General features: G+C 72.6%; 12 protein-coding genes. 10 read left to right on the top strand and 2 right to left on the bottom strand.

Translation table 11 applies throughout. The features are described from left to right. Positions 1–84 precede the first annotated feature (84 nt). The 6 genes from ACLIN4_RS24730 to ACLIN4_RS24705 all read left to right on the top strand — a co-directional run bounded on the left by ACLIN4_RS24730 (position 85) and on the right by ACLIN4_RS24705 (position 10,325). A complete protein-coding gene (locus tag ACLIN4_RS24730; protein WP_290014088.1) occupies positions 85–1,938 on the top strand; it encodes an ABC transporter ATP-binding protein in 1,854 nt (617 codons plus the stop codon). Further along, the gene (locus ACLIN4_RS24725) at positions 1,935–3,806 is read left to right on the top strand and encodes an ABC transporter ATP-binding protein (RefSeq protein ID WP_411576241.1); all 1,872 of its coding nucleotides are present in this window, start codon (positions 1,935–1,937) and stop codon (positions 3,804–3,806) included. The genes ACLIN4_RS24730 and ACLIN4_RS24725 overlap by 4 nt, the downstream gene beginning before the upstream one ends. Positions 3,807–3,831: 25 nt before the next feature. Then, complete coding sequence (locus tag ACLIN4_RS24720) at positions 3,832–5,640, top strand: ABC transporter ATP-binding protein (RefSeq protein ID WP_411576240.1); 1,809 nt, start codon at positions 3,832–3,834, stop codon at positions 5,638–5,640. After that, positions 5,637–7,406 carry an ABC transporter ATP-binding protein gene (locus tag ACLIN4_RS24715; protein ID WP_107478167.1) on the top strand — a complete coding sequence of 590 codons (1,770 nt, stop codon included), beginning with the start codon at positions 5,637–5,639 and terminating at the stop codon, positions 7,404–7,406. The genes ACLIN4_RS24720 and ACLIN4_RS24715 overlap by 4 nt, the downstream gene beginning before the upstream one ends. Positions 7,407–7,698: 292 nt before the next feature. Next, the gene (locus ACLIN4_RS24710; protein ID WP_289911544.1) at positions 7,699–9,738 is read left to right on the top strand and encodes a M4 family metallopeptidase; all 2,040 of its coding nucleotides are present in this window, start codon (positions 7,699–7,701) and stop codon (positions 9,736–9,738) included. A gap of 77 nt (positions 9,739–9,815) precedes the next feature. Then, the gene (locus ACLIN4_RS24705; protein WP_179342494.1) at positions 9,816–10,325 is read left to right on the top strand and encodes a DUF1990 family protein; all 510 of its coding nucleotides are present in this window, start codon (positions 9,816–9,818) and stop codon (positions 10,323–10,325) included. A 27-nt stretch (positions 10,326–10,352) separates the two neighbouring features. Here the strand turns inward: ACLIN4_RS24705 and ACLIN4_RS24700 are convergent, their stop codons facing one another. Further along, positions 10,353–12,971, bottom strand: coding sequence for a glycosyltransferase family 1 protein (locus ACLIN4_RS24700; RefSeq protein WP_381914129.1), 2,619 nt, complete (start codon positions 12,969–12,971; stop codon positions 10,353–10,355). A gap of 312 nt (positions 12,972–13,283) precedes the next feature. Here ACLIN4_RS24700 and ACLIN4_RS24695 point away from each other — a divergent pair, with 312 nt between their 5' ends. The 4 genes from ACLIN4_RS24695 (at position 13,284) to glgB (ending at position 21,139) form a co-directional block, all read left to right on the top strand. Then, positions 13,284–15,395 carry an alpha-1,4-glucan--maltose-1-phosphate maltosyltransferase gene (locus ACLIN4_RS24695; protein WP_411576239.1) on the top strand — a complete coding sequence of 704 codons (2,112 nt, stop codon included), beginning with the start codon at positions 13,284–13,286 and terminating at the stop codon, positions 15,393–15,395. Further along, complete coding sequence (treS, locus tag ACLIN4_RS24690) at positions 15,392–17,092, top strand: maltose alpha-D-glucosyltransferase (RefSeq protein WP_290014530.1); 1,701 nt, start codon at positions 15,392–15,394, stop codon at positions 17,090–17,092. The genes ACLIN4_RS24695 and treS overlap by 4 nt, the downstream gene beginning before the upstream one ends. 99 nt (positions 17,093–17,191) lie before the next feature. After that, complete coding sequence (locus tag ACLIN4_RS24685) at positions 17,192–18,592, top strand: maltokinase N-terminal cap-like domain-containing protein (protein WP_411576238.1); 1,401 nt, start codon at positions 17,192–17,194, stop codon at positions 18,590–18,592. Positions 18,593–18,643: 51 nt separating this feature from the next. Further along, complete coding sequence (gene glgB, locus ACLIN4_RS24680) at positions 18,644–21,139, top strand: 1,4-alpha-glucan branching enzyme (protein ID WP_411576237.1); 2,496 nt, start codon at positions 18,644–18,646, stop codon at positions 21,137–21,139. On the opposite strand, the gene ACLIN4_RS24675 is transcribed toward glgB, so the two are convergent. Further along, entirely contained in the window at positions 21,136–23,400 is a 2,265-nt protein-coding gene (locus tag ACLIN4_RS24675; protein ID WP_411576236.1) for a HelD family protein, read from the bottom strand. The genes glgB and ACLIN4_RS24675 overlap by 4 nt on opposite strands. Between the last annotated feature and the right edge of the window lie 98 nt (positions 23,401–23,498).

The following is a 23,498-nucleotide window of genomic DNA, read 5'->3' as shown; positions in this document are numbered from 1 at the left end:
GATCGGTCGATGCTCCCGTACGACCCCCGGTGCGCGCGGAAACTCGGTGGGCACCGTCAGTGGTGAACCGTAGTCTCGCTGCTGATGCCCACGACACCCGCGCCCGCCCCGGACCACCCCGCCGAGAAGCGTTCCACCGTGCGTGCCCTGCTGCGGCTGTGGCCGTACGTACGGCCCGTGCGGGCGCGGTTGGGGAGCGCGGCGGTCATCGCGATCCTCGCCTCCTGCGTGGGCCTGGTGATCCCGCTCGTCCTGAAGTGGATGGTGGACGGGCCGGTGGCCGACCGGGACCCGTCCGGGGTCTGGCTCGGCGCGCTGTACCTGCTGCTCCTCGGGGTGGCGGAGGCGCTGCTGTTCGGGCTGCGGCGGTGGCTGGTGGCCCGGCCGCTGTCGGCGGTCGAGGCGGGGATGCGGGCGGACCTGTACCGGCATCTGCAACGGCTGCCGGTGGCCTTCCACGACCGTTGGGCCTCCGGCCAGTTGCTGTCGCGCGGGACGACGGACCTGATGCTGCTGCGCATGTTCCTCGCGTTCCCGCTGACGTTCCTGCTGGTCAACGGGGTGACGATCCTGGTCGGCGTGGGCATCATGCTGGTCCAGGACTGGACGCTGGGGCTGGTGATCCTCGGGCCCGCCGTTCCCGTGATGATCACCTGCGGGATCTTCGAGAAGAAGTACTCGGCGGTGGCGCGGCGGGCGCAGGACCAGGTCGGGGACCTGACGACCGTGGTCGAGGAGAGCGTGCTCGGCGTCCGGATCATCAAGGGCTTCGGCCGGCACCGCAGCCAGGCGCGGGCCTTCCACGAGCTGTCGCACACCCTGCGCGGGACGGAGCTGCGCAAGGCGCGGCTGCTGGCGTCCATCTGGGCGGTCATCGTGACGCTGCCCGAGGTGGCGATCGGTGCGGCGCTGGTGGTGGGGGCGGTGCAGGTGGCGGACGGGGCGCTGTCGGCGGGGACGCTGGTGGCGTTCCTGTCCACGGCGCTGGCGCTGCGGTGGCCGGTGGAGTCGATCGGCTTCCTGCTGGCGATGAGCCAGGAGGCGGCGACGGCCACGGACCGGTACTTCGAGGTGATGGACGCGGAGGGCGAATCCGACGCGGCGGCACCTCCCGGCGCCGGGCGGCGCGTCCACCGTCCGGTGCACACCGAGTCCGGTCGCCCCGGAGGTCTGCGGTTCGAGGGCGTCCGCTTCCGTTATCCCGACGCACCCCCCGACTCCCCGCCCCTCCTCGACCGCGTCGACCTCCACATCCGCCCCGGCGAGTCCATGGCCCTGGTCGGCGCCACCGGCAGCGGCAAGACGACGCTCACCGCGCTCGTCCCCCGCCTGCACGAGGTGACCGACGGACGGATCACGCTGGACGGCGAGGACATCACCGCCCTGTCCCGCGAGGAGCTGCGCGCGATGGTCTCCGTCGCCTTCGAGGAGCCCACCCTCTTCTCGGCCAGCGTCGGCGAGAACGTGCTGATGGGGGCCGGTGACGGAGCCGGTGACGAAGAACTGGGCCGGGCCCTGGCCGTGGCGCAGGCCGACTTCGCGCACGCGCTGCCCCAGGGCACCGGCACCCAGGTCGGCGAGCAGGGCCTGAGCCTGTCCGGCGGCCAGCGGCAGCGCCTCGCGCTCGCCCGGGCGGTCGTCGGCAGGCCGAGGTTCCTCGTCCTGGACGACCCGCTGTCCGCGCTGGACGTGCACACGGAGGCCGCGGTGGAGGCCGCCCTGCGGCAGGTCCTCGCGGACACCACCGCCCTGATCGTGGCCCACCGCCCCTCCACGGTGCTGCTGGCCGACCGTGTCGCGCTGCTCTCGGGCGGCCGGATCGCCGCCGTCGGCACCCACCACGAACTGCTGCGCACCAGCGCCGAGTACGCCCACCTGATGTCCGGGCTCGACGGGCGCGAGGATCACGAGGGACTCCGGGAAGGGGACGGCCGATGACCGCGCCCACGGCCACCGCGCCGGACAAGGGACAGCCCGACGGCGGCCGAGCGGCCGGGGACGGGACGCCCGCGGCCGACGACGCCTTCGACCGGGACGTCCTGCCCAGCCCGCCGGGCGCGACCGGCGCCCTGCTGCGTTCCCTGCTGACGCCGATGAAGGCCCGGGTCGCCCTCACCACCTTCCTCCTGCTGCTCCAGCAGGCGGCCGTCCAGGCGGGCCCGCTGCTGGTGGCCTACGCCATCGACCACGCCGTACCGGCGCTGCGGGACGACGACCACGGCCCGCTGATCGCGGTGGGCGCCGGCTACCTGCTCTGCTCGCTGGCCGCGGGCGGGCTGCAGTACGCGTTCATCGCCACCGCGGCCCGCGTCAGCCAGGACGTGCTGCTGGACCTGCGCGGCCGGATCTTCCGCCACGCCCAGGCACTCAGCGTCGACTTCCACGAGCGCTACACCTCGGGCCGGCTGATCTCCCGCTCCACCACGGACGTGGAGTCGCTGCGCGAACTGCTCGACGAGGGCCTGCAGGAGCTGGTGACGGTCGTCCTGTCCTTCGTCTACATCGCGGCGCTGCTGCTCTGGCTGGACCTGGGCCTCGGCGGGGTCGCGGTGGCGTCGTTCGTGCCGCTGTACGCGCTGGTGCGGCTGTACCAGCGGCGCGCGGGCCGGGCGTACCGGCAGCGGTCCACGGCGATCGCGGCGGTGATCGTGAAGTTCGTGGAGACGATGAACGGCATCCGTCCGGTGCGCGCCTTCCGCCGGGAGGCCGCCAACGACGCCGACTTCGCCGTGCTGAACCGCCGTCACGAGCGGGCCAACGGCGACGCGCTGCTGGAGATGGCCCGGTACGTCGTCGGCTCGCGGCTGGTCGCCAACACGGCCGTCGCGGGGATCGTGCTGTGGGGCGCCTACCGGGTCGCGGACGGCACCCTGGCCCTCGGTGTGCTCGCGGCGGCGGTGCTGTACCTGCGGCGCCTGTACGACCCGATCGACCGGCTCGGCATGTTCCTGAACTCCTACCAGTCGGCGGCGGCCTCGCTGGAGAAGATCGCCGGGCTGCTGGCGCAGACGCCGTCGGTGCCGGAGCCGGCCGCGCCGAAGGAGCTGCCGCCCCTGGAGTCGGAGCACCCGGGGCGCGAGGTCGTCTTCGACTCGGTCCGCTTCGCCTACCGCACCGGCGGCGAGGTGCTGCCCCGCTTCGACCTGACGATCCCGGCCGGGCAGACGGTCGCCGTCGTCGGCTCCACCGGCGCCGGGAAGTCGACGCTGGCCAAGCTGCTGGCCCGGTTCTACGACCCCTCCGACGGGCGGGTCCTGCTGGACGGCACCGACCTGCGCGACCTGGCCGTGCCCGAACTGCGCCGGGGGGTGGTGATGGTGACGCAGGAGGCGTTCCTGTTCTCCGGCACGGTCGCCGAGAACATCGCCATCGGCCGTCCGGAGGCGACGCGGGAGGAGATCGAGCGGGCCGCGAAGGCGATCGGCGCCCACGACTTCATCGCCGCGCTGCCCGACGGCTACGACACCGACGTCCGCAAGCGGGGCGGGCGCATCTCCGCCGGGCAACGCCAACTCGTCGCCTTCGCGCGGGCGTTGCTGGCGGACCCGGCGGTGCTGATCCTGGACGAGGCGACCAGCTCGCTGGACGTCCCCGGGGAGCGGGCGGTGCAGCGGGCCATGGCGACGGTGCTGAAGGGACGTACGGCGGTGGTGATCGCGCACCGGCTCTCCACCGTGGAGATCGCCGACCGGGTGCTGGTGATGGAGCACGGCAGGATCGTGGAGGACGGCTCGCCGGACGAGCTGACCGCCGGGACGGGCCGGTTCGCGGAGCTGCACCGGGTGTGGCGGGACAGTCTGGCGTGAGGGCGGATCCTCGGGGAGAGCCACGGTGATCGACGCGTACGAAGACCCCGGCACACCGGACCGCCGGGGCGGCTGGCGGTACCTGCTGTGGCTGGTGCGGCGGCAGTGGCCGCGCTGCCTGGCGGGCGCGGTGCTGGCCAGTGTCTGGATGGTGCTGCTGGCGGCGACGCCGTACCTGATGGCGCGGGTGATCGACCACGGCCTGACGCCCGGTGACCTGGGCGCACTGGCGGGATGGACGGGTGCGCTGGTCGCCGCCGGGGTGTGCAACGCCTGGCTGGGCACGATGCGGCACCGCACGATGACGCGGGTGCGGATGGACGCCAACTTCCGCACGGTCAAGGTGGTCGTCGAGCACGCCACGCGGCTCGGTGCGTCGCTGCGCCGGCAGGTGGGGGCCGGTGAGGTCGTCACCATCGGGGTGGGCGACGTGCAGACCATCAGCACCTCGCTGACGGCCGTGGGGCCCGGTGTCGGAGCGGTCGTCGCCTACGCGGCCGTCGGCGGGCTGCTGCTGTCGGTGTCGACCCGGCTCGCCCTGGTGGTCCTGCTCGGGGTGCCGTTGCTCGGCGTGCTGCTCGGGCCGCTCATGGGGCGGTTGCAGAGCAGGGAGAGCGAGTACCGGGAGCGGCAGTCCGTGCTGACCGCGCGGGTCGGCGACCTCGCGGGCGGGCTGCGGGTGCTGAACGGCCTGGGCGGCAAGGGCCTGGTCGCGGACGCCTTCCGCCGGGACTCGGGGCGGCTGCGCGAGCAGGGTTACCGGGTCGGGGCGGTGACCAGCTGGATCCAGGCCCTCGGGGTGGGCCTGCCGATGCTGTTCCTGGCGCTGGTGACCTGGCTGGGCGCCCGGCTGGCCGTGCAGGGGCAGATCAGCGTGGGCGAGTTGGTGTCGGTGTACGGGTACGTGGTGGCGCTGGGCTGGCCGGTGACTTTCCTGATCGAGATGGCTCACCAGCTCAGCCGGGGCGTGGTGGCCGCCCGCCGGGTGGTCGCGTTCCTGCGGCTGGAGCCGGACCCGGACACCGGCACCCGCGACGCCCCCGCCGAACCGTCGGTGCTGTACGACCCGGATTCGGGAGTACGGGTCCTCCCCGGCCGCCTGACCGCACTGGCCGGCGCGCGTCCCGCCGACGCCGCCGAGCTGATCGACCGCCTAGGCCGCTACGCCCCGTCCGAGGTGACGTGGGGAGACGTCCCGCTGTCCGAGGTCCCGCTCGCCCAGGTCCGCGCCCGCATCCTGGTCGCGGAGGCGGAGGCCGACCTCTTCGCGGGCTCCCTGCGCGACGTCATAGGGGCTCGGGAGACGCCGCTCAGGGACGCGGGCGGTAACGATGTGCGGCTCCGCCGCGTGGTCGCGACCAGCCACAACACACCCGCGGACGCCCGACGGCATGCCGGGGCACCCCCGACGGCGAACCTCACCCGGGCCATCCGCACAGCCGCCGCCGAGGACATAGTCCAATCCCTCTCCGACGGCCTCGAAACCCAGGTCGCGGCCCAGGGACGCGACCTGTCCGGCGGCCAACGCCAACGCGTCCGCCTGGCGCGCGCCCTGTTCACCGATCCCGAGGTCCTGCTCGCCGTCGAGCCGACCTCCGCGCTGGACGCCCACACGGAGGCGACCGTCGCACACCGCCTGCGCGACGCGCGCCGGGGCCGTACGACCGTGGTGGCCTGCACCTCCCCCCTGGTGCTCGACCGGGCGGACGTCGTGCACCACCTGGTGGACGGCAAGGTCGTCGCCACCGGCACCCACCAGGAACTCCTCGCCGGCGAGCCGGGGTACCGGGCGCTGGTCTCCAGGGAGGACAGGGACGACGAGGTGGTCCGATGACGTCCGCGGGACAACTGCCCGTCGCCGGGCGCACCGACGTCCGCCGGGCGGCGGCGGACCTCGTGCGCGCCGACCGGCGGGCCTTCACGGTCGTCCTCGGTCTCAACGCGCTGGCCGCGCTCGCCGGGCTCGCGGGCCCGTGGCTGCTGGGCCGGATCGTCGACGAGGTGCGCGCCGGGGGCGGTGTCGGCGCCGTGGACCGGATGGCGCTCGCCATCCTGCTGTGTTCGCTGGCACAGATCCTGCTGGCCCGCTGGGCGCGGTACGTGGGGCACCGCTTCGGGGAGCGGACCCTCGCCCGGGTGCGGGAGCGATTCGTGGACCGGGCGCTGTCCCTGCCGGCGTCGGTCGTGGAGCGGGCGGGCACCGGGGACCTGACGACGCGCGGCACCGCCGACGTGACCACGATCGGCACGACGCTGCGCGACGCGGGACCGGAGCTGCTGATCAACTCGGTGCAGGCGCTGTTCCTGACCGCCGCCGTGTTCGTGCTCGACCCGCTGCTCGGCCTGGTCGGCGTGCTGGGGCTGACGCCGGTCTGGTTCGGGCTGCGCTGGTACCTGCGCCGGGCAAGGGCCGGCTACCTCGCCGAGGGCGCGGCCAACTCGGAGGTCGCCGAGAGCCTGTCGGCGACGGTGGCCGGGGCCCGCACGGTCGAGGCGTTCCGGCTGGCCGACCGGCGCGTCGCGTCGAGCCGCCGGGCGCTGGAGGAGTCGCGGCGCACCCGTTTCCACACGCTGTACCTGCGCAGTGTGTTCTTCCCGACGGTGGACGTCTCGTACGTCGTCCCGGTGGCGGGCGTGCTGCTGCTCGGCGGCGTCCTGCACGCGCAGGGATCGGTGAGCCTCGGGGCGGTGGTGTCGTGCGCCGTGTACCTCCAGCAGCTGGCCGGGCCGCTCGACGAGGTGCTGATGCGGGTCGAGCAGCTCCAGTCGGGCGGTGCCTCCTTCGCCCGGGTGGAGGGGCTGGCCCGTGCTCCGCGGGCCAGGACCGGCGGATCGCCGGTGCCGGCGGACGACCGGATCGACGTGTCGGGGGTGCGGTACGCCTACGACCGTGGCGGCGAGGTGCTGCGCGGGGTGGACCTGACCGTGCGGCCGGGCGAGCGGCTGGCGGTGGTGGGGCCGTCCGGGGCCGGCAAGACCACGCTGAGCCGGCTGCTGGCGGGCGTGGACGCGCCGACCGAGGGCTCGGTGACGGTGGGCGGGGTGCCGGTGGTCGCCCTCGGGCCCGAGCGGCTGCGCCGTCAGGTGGTGCTGGTCACCCAGGAGCACCACGTCTTTCTGGGCACGGTCCGCGACAATCTCCTCATCGCCGAACCGGGCGCCACCGACGAGCGGTTGTGGTCGGCCCTGGCCGCCGTGGGCGCCGAGCGGTGGGTGCGGGACCTGCCCGGCGGTCTCGACGCCGGACTGGGCGCCGACGCGCACCGCACGGACGGCTCGCAGGCCCAGCAGCTCGCCCTGGCCCGGGTGGTGCTGGCCGACCCGCACACGCTGATCCTGGACGAGGCCACCGCCCTGCTGGACCCGACCACGGCCCGGCACACCGAGCGCGCCCTGGCCGCGGTGCTGGAGGGCCGCACGGTCATCGCCATCGCCCACCGCCTGCACACCGCGCACGACGCCGACCGGGTCGCGGTGATGGAGGACGGCCGGCTCACGGAACTCGGCACGCACGAGGAGCTGGTGGCGGCCCGGGGCGCGTACGCGGCGCTGTGGGACTCCTGGCACGGGGAGCCGGCCCCGGAGCCCGTCACTGACTGACGGGGCAGTCAGTACGACAGCCGGGCGACGCTTCCGTATATCGAACATGAACGCCCGGACAACGAACGATTTCCGGCCAACTTCCTGACGCGCTCCTGACAAATGCACCGCCCGGCTGCCACTCTTCCCACGGCCGTTCCACAGCGCCCCCACAGCTTCCCTGTCAGCGCTGTGCCGCGGCCAGCTCCTGGCATGTGGTTTCTGCGTACCGAACCAGCACCGCCCGGCCGGCCCACCCGCCGACCGGTCTCCCCTGGCCGCGCGACCCGCGGCCACGCAGAAGGAGTCAGTGTTGAGCAGCAGTTCTCCCCACAGACGCACCTCCCACACCGCGTCCCGCACCACCCACCGCCGAGCCGCCGCCGTCGCCCTCGCCGGTGTCGCCGCGCTGATCGCGACGGCGGTCCAGTCCGGCGCCGCCACCGCGGCTCCCGGCCCGGCGCCCGCTCCGGGTGCCGAATCCGTCAAGCTCAGCCCGGCCCAGCGCGCCGAGCTGATACGCGAGGCCGACGCCACCAAGGCCGAGACCGCCGGTGACCTCGGCCTGGGCGCCAAGGAGAAGCTGGTCGTCCGCGACGTGGTCAAGGACCGCGACGGCACCGTGCACACCCGCTACGAACGCACCTACGACGGACTCCCCGTCCTGGGCGGCGACCTCGTCGTCAGCAGCGACGCCGGGAAGACCGAGCGGGTCGTGAAGGCCACGCAGAAGCCGATCGCGCCGGCCACCGTGACGCCGAAGATCTCCGCCGCGAAGGCCAAGACGCAGGCCGTCGCCGCCGCGAAGGCGGCCGGAGCGAAGGCCCCCGACGCCGACCGCGCCCCGCGCAAGGTGATCTGGGCGGCGAACGGCACCCCGGTCCTGGCGTACGAGACGGTCGTGGGCGGCCTCCAGGAGGACGGCACCCCGAACGAACTGCACGTCGTCACCGACGCGGCCACGGGCGCCAAGCTCTACGAGTACCAGGCGATCCACAACGGCACCGGCAACACCATGTACAGCGGCACGGTGACGCTGGGCACCGCGCAGTCCGGGTCGTCGTACACGCTGACCGACACCGCGCGCGGCAACCACAAGACGTACAACCTGAACCGGGGCACCTCCGGCACCGGCACGCTCTTCTCCGGTCCCGACGACGTCTGGGGCAACGGCAGCGCGTCCAATGCCGAGACCGCCGCCGCCGACGCCCACTACGGGGCCGCGCTGACCTGGGACTACTACAAGAACGTCCAGGGCCGCTCCGGCATCCGCGGCGACGGCGTGGGCGCCTACTCCCGCGTCCACTACGGCAACAACTACGTCAACGCCTTCTGGTCGGACTCCTGCTTCTGCATGACGTACGGGGACGGCTCCGGCAACGCCAACCCGCTGACCTCCGTCGACGTGGCCGCGCACGAGATGACGCACGGCCTCACCTCCAACACCGCGGGGCTCAACTACAGCGGCGAGTCCGGCGGACTGAACGAGGCCACCTCGGACATCTTCGGCGCGTCCGTCGAGTTCTACGCGAACAACTCCTCCGACGTCGGTGACTACCTCATCGGCGAGGAGATCGACATCAACGGCGACGGCACCCCGCTGCGCTACATGGACAAGCCCAGCAAGGACGGCGCGTCCAAGGACTACTGGTACTCGGGCATCGGCAACGTCGACGTCCACTACTCGTCCGGCCCGGCCAACCACTTCTTCTACCTGCTGAGCGAGGGCAGCGGCACCAAGACCATCAACGGTGTCACCTACGACTCGCCCACCTCGGACGGCCTCCCGGTCACCGGCATCGGCCGCGAGAAGGCCGCGAAGATCTGGTTCCGCGCGCTGACCACCAAGTTCACGTCGACCACCAACTACGCGGGCGCCCGCACCGGCACCCTCGCGGCGGCCGGTGAGCTGTACGGCACCGACAGCGCCGAGTACACGGCGGTGCAGCACGCGTGGGCGGGCATCAACGTCGGCGCGCGCCCCGGTGACGGCGGGGGCGGCGACGGCACGACCTTCGAGAGCGGCACGAACGTGAACATCCCCGACTACGGGTCGGCGGTGACCTCCTCGCTCACCGTCTCGGGCCGGGCCGGCAAGGCGCCGAGCAACCTGAAGGTGGGCGTGGACATCGTGCACACCTGGCGCGGTGACCTGCGGATCGACCTGATCGCGCCCGACGGGACGGCGTACCTGCTCAAGAGCAGCGGCTACGACCCGGCCGAGGACGTCCACGAGACCTACACGGTCGACGCCTCCTCCGAGACGGCCAACGGCACCTGGAAGCTGCGCGTCCAGGACCAGGGGCGGCAGGACACCGGGTACATCGACGCCTGGCGGCTGACCTTCCCGTAGGCCCTTCGAGGCCCCACGGTGTGACGGGCGACACCCGGAACCGATGGTTCCCGGGTGTCGCCCTAGTCTTGGTGCCCATGTCCTTCACGTACGACGACGTCGGCGCCACCCGCGAGCAGGGAGCCTGCCCGCCCGGCTTCCGCCCCATGCACGTACGCACCCGCCTCGGGGAGGGCGAACCGGTCTTCCGGCGCGCGGCCGAGGCCGTGCTCACCTGGGAGATGCACCGGGAGATGGGGGTCGGCATCGAAGCGAGCGCCGAGCGTGCCGCGCCCGGCGTCGACGTCACCGTCAGCCTGGCCGGGATGATCAAGGCGCCGTGCCGGGTGGTGTGGACGCTGGAGGAACACCGCCGGGCCGGCTGGGCCTACGGCACGCTGCCCGGTCATCCCGAGTCCGGCGAGGAGGCGTTCGTGGTCGACCGCACGGGCGACGGCACGGTCTGGCTGACCGTGCACGCCTTCAGCCGCCCCGCCAAGTGGTACGCCAAGGCCGGCGGTCCGGCCACCCGGGCCTTCCAGCACGCCTACGCCCGCCGCTGCGGCGCCGTCCTGCGGCGGCTGAGCGGGGGCGACGAGGAGGACTGAGCCCCGCGCTCGCCGCCCCGGGGACGCTCACCGCATCAGCAGCCCCGCCGCCTGGGCCAGGTCGTCCGACGGCACCGCGACCAGGCCCGCCTCCGCGCCGGACGCCAGCAGCCGGTGCGCGGGCAGGATGCGGACCGTGTAGCCGAAAGGCCCGGTGCGGTCCAGGGCGAGCGGGCCCTCGTACAGCCAGCGGCCCTCCAGGTCGGGGCCGCCCACCGGTTTCAGCGGCACGGTGGTCGCGTCGGTGATCCGGTCCTCGGTGTCGACCCGGCCGGAGACCGCCTGCACCTCGACGTCGTCCGGCGCGAGGTCGCCGAGGTTCACCCGCACCCGCAGCCCGAGCGTCGAGCCCAGCTCCGCCGTGCTGGTGGCGGCGGACGTCTCCACGTGGTCGACGCTCACCCCGGGCCAGGCGGTGCGCACCCGGGCCTTCCACTCGGCCAGCGCCCGCGCGGAGTCCGGGTCCATGGCGCGGTGCGCCTCGGCCGCCGGGGTGTAGAGCCGCTCGACGTACTCGCGGACCATGCGGCCTGCCAGCACCTTCGGCCCGAGCAGGCTGAGGGTCCTGCGGACCATCTCGATCCACCGGTCGGGCAGTCCGCTCGCCCCGCGCTCGTAGAAGCGGGGGGTGATCCGCTGCTCCAGCAGGTCGTAGAGCGCGTCGGCCTCTATGGCGTCGCGCCGGTCCGGGTCGGTGCCCGCGCCGTCGGCGGTGGGGATCGCCCAGCCGAAGTCGGGCTGGTACCACTCGTCCCACCAGCCGTCCAGCACCGACAGGTTCAGGCAGCCGTTGAGCGCCGCCTTCATGCCGGACGTGCCGCACGCCTCCAGGGGGCGCAGGGGGTTGTTCAGCCAGATGTCGCAGCCCGGGTAGAGCTTCTGCGCCATCGCCATGCCGTAGTCCGGCAGGAACACGATCCGGTGCCGCACCCGCGGGTCGTCGGCGAACCGCACCAGCTCCTGCACCAGCCGTTTGCCGCCGTCGTCCGCGGGGTGCGCCTTGCCCGCGACGACGATCTGGACCGGCCGCTCCGAGTGCAGCAGCAGGTCCATCAGGCGGTCGCGGTCGCGCAGCATCAGCGTGAGCCGCTTGTACGACGGGACGCGCCGCGCGAAGCCGATGGTGAGCACGTCCGGGTCGAGGACGTCGTCGATCCAGCCCAGCTCGGCGGTCCCGGCGCCGCGCTGCCGCCAGGAGACGCGCAGCCGTTCGCGCACCTCCTCGACCAGTTGCTCGCGCAGGGTGCGGCGCAGGTCCCAGATGTCCTGGTCGGGGATGTCGGCGACCGAGTCCCAGCGGTCCGAGCCGCCGACGGTCAGCGCGTCCTCGGCCCGCTGCACGCCGATCTGCCGGGCGCCGAGCCGGAACACCTCGGGCGCGACCCAGGTCGGGGCGTGCACGCCGTTGGTGACGGAGGTGATCGGCACCTCGTCGGCGTCGAAGCCGGGCCACAGTCCGGAGAACATCTCCCGGCTGACCCCGCCGTGCAGCAGGGAGACGCCGTTGGCGCGCTGGGCCAGGCGCAGGCCCATCACGGCCATGTTGAACAGGTTGGGCTCGCCGCCGGGGTAGGTCTCCATGCCGAGCCGGAGGATGCGGTCGACGTCGATGCGCGGGAGTTCGGAGTCGGGACCGAAGTGGCGGGCGACCAGCTCGCGGTCGAAGCGGTCGATGCCGGCCGGGACCGGGGTGTGGGTGGTGAAGACGGTCCCGGCCCGGACCGCCTCCAGGGCGGAGGGGAACTCCAGCCCCTCGTCGCACAGTTCGGCGATGCGTTCCAGACCGAGGAAGCCCGCGTGGCCCTCGTTGGTGTGGAACACCTCCGGCGCGGGGTGGCCGGTGAGCCGGCAGTACGTGCGCACCGCCCGGACACCTCCTATGCCGAGCAGCATCTCCTGGAGCAGCCGGTGCTCGCTGCCGCCGCCGTAGAGCCGGTCGGTGACACCGCGTTCGCCGAGGTCGTTCTCCTCGACGTCGGAGTCGAGCAGGAGCAGCGGCACCCGGCCGACCTGGGCCAGCCAGATCCGGGCGCGCAGCTCCCGGCCGCCGGGCAGGGCGAGGGCGACGTGGGCGGGGGTGCCGTCGGGCTCCTCCAGGAGGGCCAGCGGCAGCTCGTGGGGGTCGAGGACGGGGTAGTGCTCCTGTTGCCAGCCGTCCCGGGAGAGGGACTGGCGGAAGTAGCCGTGGCGGTAGAGCAGGCCGACGCCGATGAGCGGCACGCCCAGGTCGCTGGCGGCCTTGAGGTGGTCGCCGGCCAGGATGCCGAGGCCGCCGGAGTACTGGGGCAGGGCGGCGGTGATGCCGAACTCGGGCGAGAAGTAGGCGACGGCTGCGGGCAGTCGGCCGGACTGGGCCTGGTACCAGCGGTCGCCGGTCATGTAGTGGTCGAGGTCGTCGGCCACCGCGGTGAGCCGGCGCAGGAAGCGCCGGTCCTCGGCCAGCTCCGCGAGTCGGGCGGGCGGCACGGTGCCGAGCAGCCGTACGGGGTCGCGGCCCGACTCGGCCCAGCACGCTGGATCGACGGACTGGAAGAGGTCGCGGGTCTCCGGGTGCCAGGACCAGCGCAGATTGCGGGCCAGATCACTGAGCGGCCGGAGGGGGTCGGGGAGTACGGGACGGACGGTCAGTCGACGGATCGCCTTCACCCCTCCGACGTTACCGGCGTGATGTGTCCCTCGCTGGGGGCTTCGCCCGAAGATCTCCGATTCGGCCTGAATGGCATCGCTCCCGTTCGCCGGACGGGCTAATAACGACCGGCGTGTCGATCTCCCGGCGGGGAAGGCGTCCGGTCAGGGCCCGTCGCGTGTGTCGACATACGCGTGAGTAGTTAACAAAGTGCCGGATTGCCCACCCGAACAGTGTGGGAAGGCTCCTGCGGTACGCCCCGCACGCACCGCCGCAGGACCCACCTCCCCAGAGTCATCCGCCCACCCACGTTGACGCGGACAGGAGCGGTCATGCCCGCCACGCACCACTCGTCAGCACGGCCCGGAGCGACCCCAGGCGCACCCCCCGAGGCGCCACGCGGAGCCCCGCGCACCACCTCTCGCGACACCCCGCGCGAAGCCGCCGTCCCGGACGTCACCACCGTCGTCGGACGCATCCCCGTCCTGGACGTCCGCCCGATCGTCCGTCAGGGACGCAGGCCCGCCAAGGCGGTGACCGGCGAGTCGTTCCAGGTCTCGGCCACCGTGTTCCGCGAGGGGCACGACGCGGTGGCCGCCGATGTCGTACTGAGGGACCCCGAGGGGCGGCCCGGCCCCTGGACCCCGATGCGCGAACTGGCCCCGGGCACCGACCGCTGGGGCGCCACCGTCACCGCCGGCGAACCCGGGCTCTGGACGTACGCCGTGGAGGCGTGGAGCGATCCGGTCACCACCTGGCGCCACCACGCGCGGATCAAGGTTCCGGCGGGCATCGACACCGAGCTGGTCCTGGAGGAGGGCGCCCGGCTCCACGAGCGGGCCGCCGCCGAGGTGCCCGGTGACGCGGACCGGCGCGTCCTGCTGGCCGCCGTCGACGCGCTGCGGGACGAGGACCGGCCCGCGGCGTCCCGGTTGGCGGGGGCGTTGACGCCGGAGGTGGACGCGGTGCTGGCCCGGTACCCGCTGCGGGAGCTGGTCACCACCTCCGACCCGCTGCCGCTGCTGGTGGAGCGTGAACGCGCCCTGTACGGCGCCTGGTACGAGTTCTTCCCCCGCTCCGAGGGCACCCCGGCCCGGCCCCACGGCACCTTCCGCACCGCCGCCCGCCGCCTGCCCGCGATCGCCGCGATGGGCTTCGACGTCGTCTACCTCCCGCCCGTCCACCCCATCGGCACCACCCACCGCAAGGGCCGCAACAACACCCTCTCCGCCGGACCCGACGACGTCGGCGTCCCCTGGGCCATCGGCTCCCCCGAAGGCGGCCACGACGCCGTCCACCCCGACCTCGGCACCCTCGACGACTTCGACCACTTCGTCACCGAGGCCGCACGGCAGGGCCTGGAAGTCGCCCTCGACTTCGCCCTCCAGTGCTCCCCCGACCACCCCTGGGTCCACAAACACCCCGACTGGTTCCACCACCGCCCCGACGGTTCGATCGCCCACGCCGAGAACCCGCCCAAGAAGTACCAGGACATCTACCCCATCGCCTTCGACGCCGACATGGACGGCATCGTCGCCGAGACCGTGCGCGTCCTGCGCTTCTGGATGGACCACGGCGTGCGGATCTTCCGCGTCGACAACCCCCACACCAAACCCGTCGTGTTCTGGGAGAGGGTCATCGGCGAGATCAACCACGCCGACCCCGACGTCATCTTCCTCGCCGAGGCCTTCACCCGCCCGGCGATGATGCACACCCTCGCCCAGATCGGCTTCCAGCAGTCCTACACCTACTTCACCTGGCGCAACACCAAGCGGGAACTGACCGAGTACCTCACCGAACTGTCGGGGGAGGCCGCCTCCTACATGCGGCCCAACTTCTTCGCCAACACCCCCGACATCCTCCACTCCTACCTCCAGCACGGCGGGCGCCCCGCCTTCGAGGTCCGCGCCGTCCTCGCCGCCACCCTCTCCCCCACCTGGGGCATCTACAGCGGCTACGAACTGTGCGAGAACACCCCCCTGCGCGAAGGCAGCGAGGAATACCTCGACAGCGAGAAGTACCAGCTCAAACCCCGCGACTGGGCCACCGCCGCCCGCGAGGGCACCACCATCGCCCCCCTCATCACCCGCCTCAACACCATCCGCCGCGAGAATCCGGCCCTTCACCAACTGCGCGATCTGCACTTCCACCACACGGACAAGGAAGAGGTCATCGCCTACTCGAAGCGGCAGGGGTCGAACACGGTTCTGGTGGTCGTGAACCTCGACCCCCACCACACCCAGGAGGCCACGGTCTCGTTGGACATGCCGCAACTCGGCCTGGACTGGCACGAGTCGGTGCCGGTGCGCGACGAGCTCGCCGGCGAGACCTACCACTGGGGCAGGGCCAACTATGTGCGCCTGGAGCCGGGCCGGACGCCCGCGCACGTCTGCACGGTTCTGCGACCGTCCAACCCGCAGATCGGAGGGTCACCCACCACATGATCTTCAACGAGCCCGTGCCGGACACCTTCGAGGACACCCCGGCCAAGGACCGCGACCCGGACTGGTTCAAGCGAGCCGTCTTCTACGAGGTCCTCGTCCGCTCATTCCAGGACAGCAACGGCGACGGCATCGGCGACCTCAAGGGCCTCACCGCCAAGCTGGACTACCTGCAATGGCTGGGCGTGGACTGCCTGTGGCTGCCGCCCTTCTTCAAGTCGCCGCTGCGCGACGGCGGCTACGACGTCTCCGACTACACCGCCGTACTGCCCGAGTTCGGCGACCTGGCCGACTTCGTCGAGTTCGTGGACGCGGCACACCAGCGCGGCATGCGCGTGATCATCGACTTCGTCATGAACCACACCAGCGACCAGCACCCGTGGTTCCAGGAGTCCCGCGCCAATCCCGACGGCCCGTACGGCGACTACTACGTCTGGGCCGACGACGACAAGCAGTTCCAGGACGCGCGGATCATCTTCGTCGACACCGAGGCGTCGAACTGGACCTACGACCCGGTGCGCAAGCAGTACTTCTGGCACCGGTTCTTCTCCCACCAGCCCGACCTGAACTACGAGAACCCGGCCGTGCAGGAGGAGATGATCTCCGCTCTGAAGTTCTGGCTGGACCTCGGCATCGACGGGTTCCGGCTGGACGCGGTGCCGTACCTGTACCAGGAGGAAGGCACCAACTGCGAAAACCTTCCGGCGACGCACGCCTTCCTGAAGCGGGTGCGCAAGGAGATCGACGCGCAGTACCCGGACACGGTCGTACTGGCGGAGGCCAACCAGTGGCCGGAGGACGTCGTCGACTACTTCGGCGACTACGCCTCCGGCGGCGACGAGTGCCACATGGCCTTCCACTTCCCGGTCATGCCCCGCATCTTCATGGCCGTCCGCCGCGAGTCCCGCTACCCCGTCTCGGAGATCCTCGCCAAGACCCCGGCCATCCCGTCCGGCTGCCAGTGGGGCATCTTCCTGCGCAACCACGACGAGCTGACCCTGGAGATGGTCACCGACGAGGAACGCGACTACATGTACGCGGAGTACGCCAAGGACCCGCGTATGCGCGCCAACATCGGCATCCGCCGGCGCCTGGCGCCGCTCCTGGACAACGACCGGGACCAGATCGAGCTGTTCACCGCGCTGCTGCTGTCCCTGCCCGGCTCGCCGATCCTCTACTACGGCGACGAGATCGGCATGGGCGACAACATCTGGCTCGGCGACCGCGACGCGGTCCGCACCCCGATGCAGTGGACGCCGGACCGCAACGCCGGTTTCTCGTCGTCCGACCCGGGACGCCTGTTCCTGCCCACGATCATGGACCCGGTCTACGGCTACCAGGTGACGAACGTCGAGGCGTCCATGGCCTCGCCCTCGTCGCTGCTGCACTGGACCCGCCGCATGATCGAGATCCGCAAGCAGAACGTGGCCTTCGGCCTGGGTTCGTACACCGAACTGCCCTCCTCCAACCCCGCGGTGCTGGCCTTCCTGCGGGAGTACGAGGACGACCTGGTGCTGTGCGTGCACAACTTCTCCCGGTTCGCGCAGCCCACCGAGCTGGACCTGAGTGCCTTCGAGGGACGCCATCCGGTCGAGCTGTTCGGCGGGGTCCGCTTCCCGGCTGTCGGCGAGCTGCCGTACCTGCTGACCCTCGGCGGGCACGGCTTCTACTGGTTCCGGCTCCGCAAGGACGCCGTCTAGGCCACACCGGCCCGATCCCCGGCGCGGGGCGGTTTCCACCGCCCCGCCCGGGGCACGCATCAGTAACACCCCGACGACCCGGGGAAGGGACGCGACGCCATGTCGGAAGCCGTCACGAGCACCGTCACGAGCACGAGCCCACCGGGCCTCCTTGCGTCACTGGATCCACTCCTGCGGGACTGGCTGCCCCGGCAGCGCTGGTTCGCCGGCAAGGGGCGTCCGGTCACCGGGTTCTCCCTGGTCGCGGCCACCGACCTGCTCCCCTCCGAGGCCCGCCTCGGCCTCCACCACCTGCTGGTCCGCGCCCACCAGCAGCCCGCCGCGGGCACCGCCGCGCCCGAGGGGCCCAGTGACTGCTACCAGCTCCTCATAGGCACGCGCGAGGCGCTGCCGCCCCGGCTGGCGCCCGCGCTGATCGGACACGTGACCCAGGGCCCGCTGGCCGGCCGCACCGCCTACGACGCCCTGTACGACACCCGGCCCGCCGAGGTGCTCCTGGAGGCGCTGCGCACCAGGGCCCGCATCGGCGGGCTGCGCTTCGAACGGGAAGGGGAGCAGGAGATACGCACGGGGCTGGTGCCCCGGCTGATGACCGCGGAGCAGTCGAACTCCTCGATCGTGTACGGAGATACGTTCATTCTGAAGCTGTTGCGCCGGATCGTGCCGGGCGTCAACCCCGACTTGGAGCTGCCCCTGGCGCTGGCCCGCGAGGGGTGCGCCCGGGTACCCGCGCCGGCCGGGTGGATGGTCGCCGACCTGGCCGACCGGACCTGGGTGCTGGGCGTGCTGCAGCCCTACGTGCAGGGCGCGACCGACGGTTGGGAGCTGGCCCTGCGGGAGCTGGCCAAGGGCGAGGACTTCGTCGCCGAGGCGCGGGCGCTGGGGCGGGCCACCGCCGAGGTGCACACCGCGCTGGCCCGCACGCTGCCGACCGTCACCCTCGGCCACGGCCGGATCCGGCAGCTCGCCGACGGCATGATCGGCCGGCTGGAGGAGGCGGCGCGGGCGGTGCCCGTGCTGCGGCCGTACGCGCCCGCGCTGCGCACGGCGTTCACCGCGCTGGGCGACCTGGCCGCCGAGGGCCGTACCTGGACCGCCCAGCGCGTCCACGGCGACCTGCACCTCGGTCAGTGCCTGCGCTCGCCGTCCGGGCAGTGGTCGCTGATCGACTTCGAGGGTGAGCCCGCCAAGCCCCTGGCCGAGCGCCGGATGCCGCAGCCGCCGGTGCGGGACGTCGCCGGGATGCTGCGCTCCTTCGACTACGCCGCGCACTCGGCCGGTGCCCCGGCGTCCGGCTGGGCCGAGTCCTGCCGGGCCGCGTACTGCACCGGGTACGCGGAGGCCGGCGGCCACGACCCGCGCACCGACCCGGTGATACTCCGCGCCTGCGAGACGGACAAGGCGGTCTACGAGGTCCTGTACGAGGCCCGGCACCGCCCCGACTGGCTGGCGGTGCCCCTGTCCGCGGTGCGCCGCCTGTCCGCGCCCGAACCGGCATGACGCCCCCCCCTTGATCCCACCGCGCCCAGGAACGCCCAGGAGGCCCTGCCCGTGACCCCCCGCCCCTCGTCCAGCGGTCCCGACCCGGAGGAGACGGCCACCAAGAAGGCGGCCGCGAAGGAGACGACGACGACCGGCAAGAAGGCGACCGCGAAGAAGGCCGCGGCGAAGAAGACCGTCGCGAAGAAGGCGGTGGCGAAGAAGGCTGTGGCGAAGAAGGCCGCAGCCGAGAAGACCGTCGGCAAGAAGTCCGTCGCCAAGAAATCCGTCGCCGAGAAGGCATCCGGCAGTAGGGCGCCCGGCAGGAAGGCGTCCGGCAAGAAGGCCGTACCCGCCGCCGTCCGTCCCGTCGAGACCCCCGCCTCCCCCGCCCTGGACGCCGCCGACCGGGAGCGGCTGCTGGCCGGCACGCATCACGACCCGCACACGGTGCTGGGCGCCCACCCGGTGCCCGGCGGGGTGGCCTTCCGCGTCTTCAGGCCGTACGCCCTGGCGGTGAGCGTGCTCACCGGGGAGCTGCGGACCGAGCTGCGCGACGACGGGGACGGCTTCTTCTCGGGCTTGCTGCCGCTGGGCGAGGTCCCGGCCTACCGGCTGCTGGTGACGTACGAGGAGACGGTCCAGGAGGCGGAGGACCCGTACCGCTTCCTGCCCACGCTGGGCGACCTGGACCTGCACCTGATCGGCGAGGGCCGGCACGAGCAGCTGTGGCAGGCGCTGGGAGCGCACCCGACGGTCCACGAGGGCGTCGCGGGCACCCGCTTCACCGTGTGGGCGCCGAACGCGCGCGGGGTGCGGGTGGCCGGCGGCTTCAACTTCTGGGACGGCACCGGCCACCCGATGCGCTCGCTCGGTGCCACCGGCGTGTGGGAGCTGTTCCTGCCGGGGATCGGCGCGGGCGAGCTGTACAAGTTCGAGATCACCCGGCCGGACGGCTCGCGCACCTTCCGCGCCGACCCGCTGGCCCGCCGCACCGAGGTCCCCCCGGCCACCTCCTCGGTCGTGCACGCCTCGGACTACACGTGGGGCGACGCCCAGTGGCTGGCCCGCCGCGCGGAAGCGCCCGCGCACGAGGCGCCGATGTCGGTGTACGAGGTCCACCTGCCGTCCTGGCGGCCGGGACTGACGTACCGGGAACTGGCCGAGCAGCTCCCCGCGTACGTCGGCGACCTGGGCTTCACGCACGTCGAGCTGATGCCGGTCGCCGAGCACCCCTTCGGCGGTTCCTGGGGCTACCAGGTCACCGGCTTCTACGCGCCCACGGCCCGCCTCGGCGACCCGGACGACTTCAAGTACCTGGTCGACCGGCTCCACCAGGCGGGCATCGGCGTCCTGATGGACTGGGTGCCGGCGCACTTCCCACGTGACGACTGGGCGCTGGCCGAGTTCGACGGGCGTCCGCTGTACGAGCACTCCGACCCGCTGCGGGCCGCGCACCCGGACTGGGGCACGCTGGAGTTCGACTTCGGGCGCCGGGAGGTGCGCAACTTCCTGGTCGCCAACGCGGTGTACTGGTGCGAGGAGTTCCACATCGACGGGCTGCGGGTCGACGCGGTCGCCTCGATGCTCTACCTGGACTACTCGCGCGAGCCGGGCCAGTGGACGCCCAACGAGCACGGCGGCCGGGAGAACCTGGACGCGGTGGCCTTCCTCCAGGAGATGAACGCGACGGTGTACCGGCGGGTGCCGGGCGTCGTGACGGTCGCGGAGGAGTCGACGGCCTGGGACGGGGTCACCCGGGCCACCCACCACAAGGGGCCGAGCGGCTTCGGCGGGCTCGGGTTCGGGCTGAAGTGGAACATGGGCTGGATGCACGACTCGCTCCAGTACATGAGCCACGAGCCGGTGCACCGCAAGTACCACCACGGGGAGATGACCTTCTCCATGGTGTACGCGTACAGCGAGAACTACGTGCTGCCGATATCGCACGACGAGGTGGTGCACGGGAAGCGGTCGCTGGTCTCGAAGATGCCGGGCGACTGGTGGCAGCAGCGGGCGAACCTGCGGGCGTATCTGGGCTTCATGTGGGCCCACCCCGGCAAGCAGCTCCTCTTCATGGGGCAGGAGTTCGCCCAGGGCGCCGAGTGGTCCGAGGCGCACGGTCCCGACTGGTGGCTGCTGGACCCGGAGTACGGGGCGGCGGCGGACCACCTGGGTGTGCGGGACCTGGTCCGCGACCTCAACGCCGCGTACCGGGCCACGCCCGCCCTGTGGCGGTGCGACACCCACCCCTCCGGTTTCGCGTGGGTGGTCGGCGACGCGGCCGAGGACAACGTCCTCGCGTTCCTGCGGCTGGACGCCGACGGCGCCCCGCTGCTCGCGGTGTCGAACTTCGCCCCGGTCGTGCGGCACGACTACCGCCTCGGCGTCCCGGACGACGTGCCCGCCTGGCACGAGGCGCTGAACACGGACGCCGCGCGCTACGGCGGTGGCGGCGTGACCAACCCGGACCCCGTCAAGCCGGAGGCCCTGGGGTGGCACGGCCGGCCGGCGAGCATCCGGCTGACCCTGCCTCCCCTCGCGACGGTGTGGCTGCGTCCGGCCTAGGCGTCCACGAGCCCCTTCGGCAGCGGCTCGGTGTGCAGGACGCCGAGTCGCTGGGTGGCCCGGGTCAGGGCCACGTACAGGTCGCTGGTGCCGTAGCGGCCGGGCTCGACGACCAGGACGGAGTCGAACTCCAGGCCCTTGGACTGGCGCGGGTCGAGGAGGACCACGCGGTGGGTCAGGTCGGGCTCGGCGCCCGCCGTGACGCCGTCCAGCCGGGCGGCGAGCGCGGCGTGCAGCTCGCGCGGGGCGATGACGGCGAGACGGCCCTCCTCGGGAGTCAGCTCGCCGACCGCCTCGGCCACCGCCGCCGGGAGGTCGTCGGTGGCCCGGATCCAGGGGCGTACGCCGGTGGAGCGGACCGAACTCGGCGGTGCGAAGGACGGGTCCTCGGCCCGGACCACCGCCGCCGCGACGTCCATGATCTCGGCCGGGGTGCGGTAGTTGACGCCCAGGCGCGTGTGCTCCCAGCGGTCCTCGACGTAGGGGGCGAGGATCTTCGACCAGGAGCCGACGCCGGCCGCCTCCGCGGTCTGCGCGGGGTCGCCGACCAGGGTCATCGAGCGGGTCGGGCAGCGCCGCATCAGCAGCCGCCAGGCCATCGGGGAGAGTTCCTGCGCCTCGTCCACGATGATGTGCCCGAAGGCCCAGGTGCGGTCGGCCGCGGCGCGTTCGGCGGCGCTGCGGTGGTCGTCCTCCTCCTGGCGTTCGGCGAACCGCTCGGCGTCGATGATGTCGTGGGCGAGCAGGACCTCGGCGTCCTCCTCGTCCTTGTCCTCGAACTCGTAGGTCCGGGACGCGTACGACACGTCCAGCACGCCCTGGGCGTAGGCGATCTGCGCCTCCCGCTCGCGTTCGGCGCGGGTGCGGGCGATCCGGTCGTCCACGCCGAGCAGTTCGGCCGCCTCGTCCAGCAGGGGCACGTCGGCGACGGTCCAGCGCCGGGTGACCGGGCGGCGGACGGCGGCGGCGTCCTCGGCGCTCAGGAAGGCCTCCGGGGCGGCGAGGAAGTCGGCGACGAGCCGCTGCGGGGTGAGGCGGGGCCAGAGCTGGTCGATGGCCGACCAGACCTCGGGGTTCTCGGCGAGTTCGTCGCGGATCTGGGTGATGTCGCTCGGGTCGAGGAGGTTGGAGCCGTCGTAGGGGTCGGTGCCGATGCGTTCGGCGACCATGTCGGTGAGGGCGTTGAGGATGTGGCCCTCGAAGTGTTCGCGGGCGACGTTGTGCGGCAGCTTCGCGGCGCGGGTGCGCTCGCGGGCGACGCCGACGAGGCCGTCGTCCAGCATCAGGACCTCGCGGTCGTGCTCGATCGCGATGACCGGGTCGGGCAGCGCCTGCCGGTCGCGGACCACCTCGGCGAGTACGCCGGCCATGTCGGCGCGGCCCTTGACCGCCGCCGCCTCGGGGGTGTCCGAAGCGGTGGCCTTCACGCCGGGGAACAGCTCGCCGACCGTGGCGAGCAGCACGCCGGTCTCGCCCAGGGAGGGCAGCACCTCGCCGATGTAGCCGAGGAAGGCGGGGTTGGGGCCGACGATGAGGACGGCGCGCTTGGCGAGCAGTTCGCGGTGCTCGTAGAGGAGGTAGGCGGCGCGGTGCAGGGCGACGGCGGTCTTGCCGGTGCCGGGGCCGCCCTCGACGACCAGGACGCCGCGGTGCGGGGCGCGGATGATGCGGTCCTGGTCGGCCTGGATGGTCTGCACGATGTCGCCCATGCGGCCGGTGCGCGCCGAGTTCAGCGCGGCCAGCAGCACGGCGTCGCCGGACGGGTCCTCGTGGCCGGTGCGCGTCTCGTCGCCGAGGTCGAGGATCTCGTCGTGCAGGGCGGTGACCGTGCGGCCCTCGCTCGCGATGTGCCGGCGGCGGCGCAGGCCCATCGGGGTGTGGCCGGTGGCCAGGTAGAAGGGGCGGGCGACGTCGGCCCGCCAGTCGATGAGGACCGGGGTGCGTTCGGCGTCGTCGGCGCGCAGGCCGATGCGGCCGATGTGGTGGCCGACCCCGGAGGTGAGGTCGATCCGGCCGAAGCAGAGGGAGCCGTCCACCGCGTTGAGCGCGGCGAGCAGCCCGGAGCGCTCGGCGACCAGGATGTCCCGCTCCAGCCGGGCCTGCTGGGGGGTGTTGCCCTGCGCGAGCGCCTCGGTGACCGAGACCTCCGCGTCGCCGCGCAGCGCGTCCACACGCGCGTACAGCCCGTCGATGAATTCCTGCTCGTGCCGCAATTCATCGTCCGGAAATTCGGTGTTTGACAATTCCACTCCCGGCCGCATATACTGTGCCTACTGAACTTCTTCGCGACCTCATTGTCTTGAAGTCACGAATCATCGAATATACGCAATACAATCCCCCGAGCGCAATTGCTCGGGGG

Origin of the sequence: Streptomyces mutabilis (assembly GCF_046628145.1) — a bacterium.
Classification (GTDB): Bacteria; Actinomycetota; Actinomycetes; order Streptomycetales; family Streptomycetaceae; genus Streptomyces; species Streptomyces mutabilis.
The sequence above is the reverse complement of the archived record's forward strand: the minus strand, read 5'-3'. Positions and strand labels throughout refer to the sequence as shown.

Bases quoted from the DNA above. Each gene is read 5' to 3' on its own strand.
- ACLIN4_RS24730 (WP_290014088.1), top strand. From the start codon at position 85: ATGCCCACGACACCCGCGCCCGCCCCGGACCACCCCGCCGAGAAGCGT.
- ACLIN4_RS24725 (WP_411576241.1), top strand. From the start codon at position 1,935: ATGACCGCGCCCACGGCCACCGCGCCGGACAAGGGACAGCCCGACGGC.
- ACLIN4_RS24715 (WP_107478167.1), top strand. From the start codon at position 5,637: ATGACGTCCGCGGGACAACTGCCCGTCGCCGGGCGCACCGACGTCCGC.
- ACLIN4_RS24705 (WP_179342494.1), top strand. From the start codon at position 9,816: ATGTCCTTCACGTACGACGACGTCGGCGCCACCCGCGAGCAGGGAGCC.
- ACLIN4_RS24695 (WP_411576239.1), top strand. From the start codon at position 13,284: ATGCCCGCCACGCACCACTCGTCAGCACGGCCCGGAGCGACCCCAGGC.
- treS (WP_290014530.1), top strand. From the start codon at position 15,392: ATGATCTTCAACGAGCCCGTGCCGGACACCTTCGAGGACACCCCGGCC.
- ACLIN4_RS24685 (WP_411576238.1), top strand. From the start codon at position 17,192: ATGTCGGAAGCCGTCACGAGCACCGTCACGAGCACGAGCCCACCGGGC.
- ACLIN4_RS24675 (WP_411576236.1), bottom strand. From the start codon at position 23,400: ATGCGGCCGGGAGTGGAATTGTCAAACACCGAATTTCCGGACGATGAA.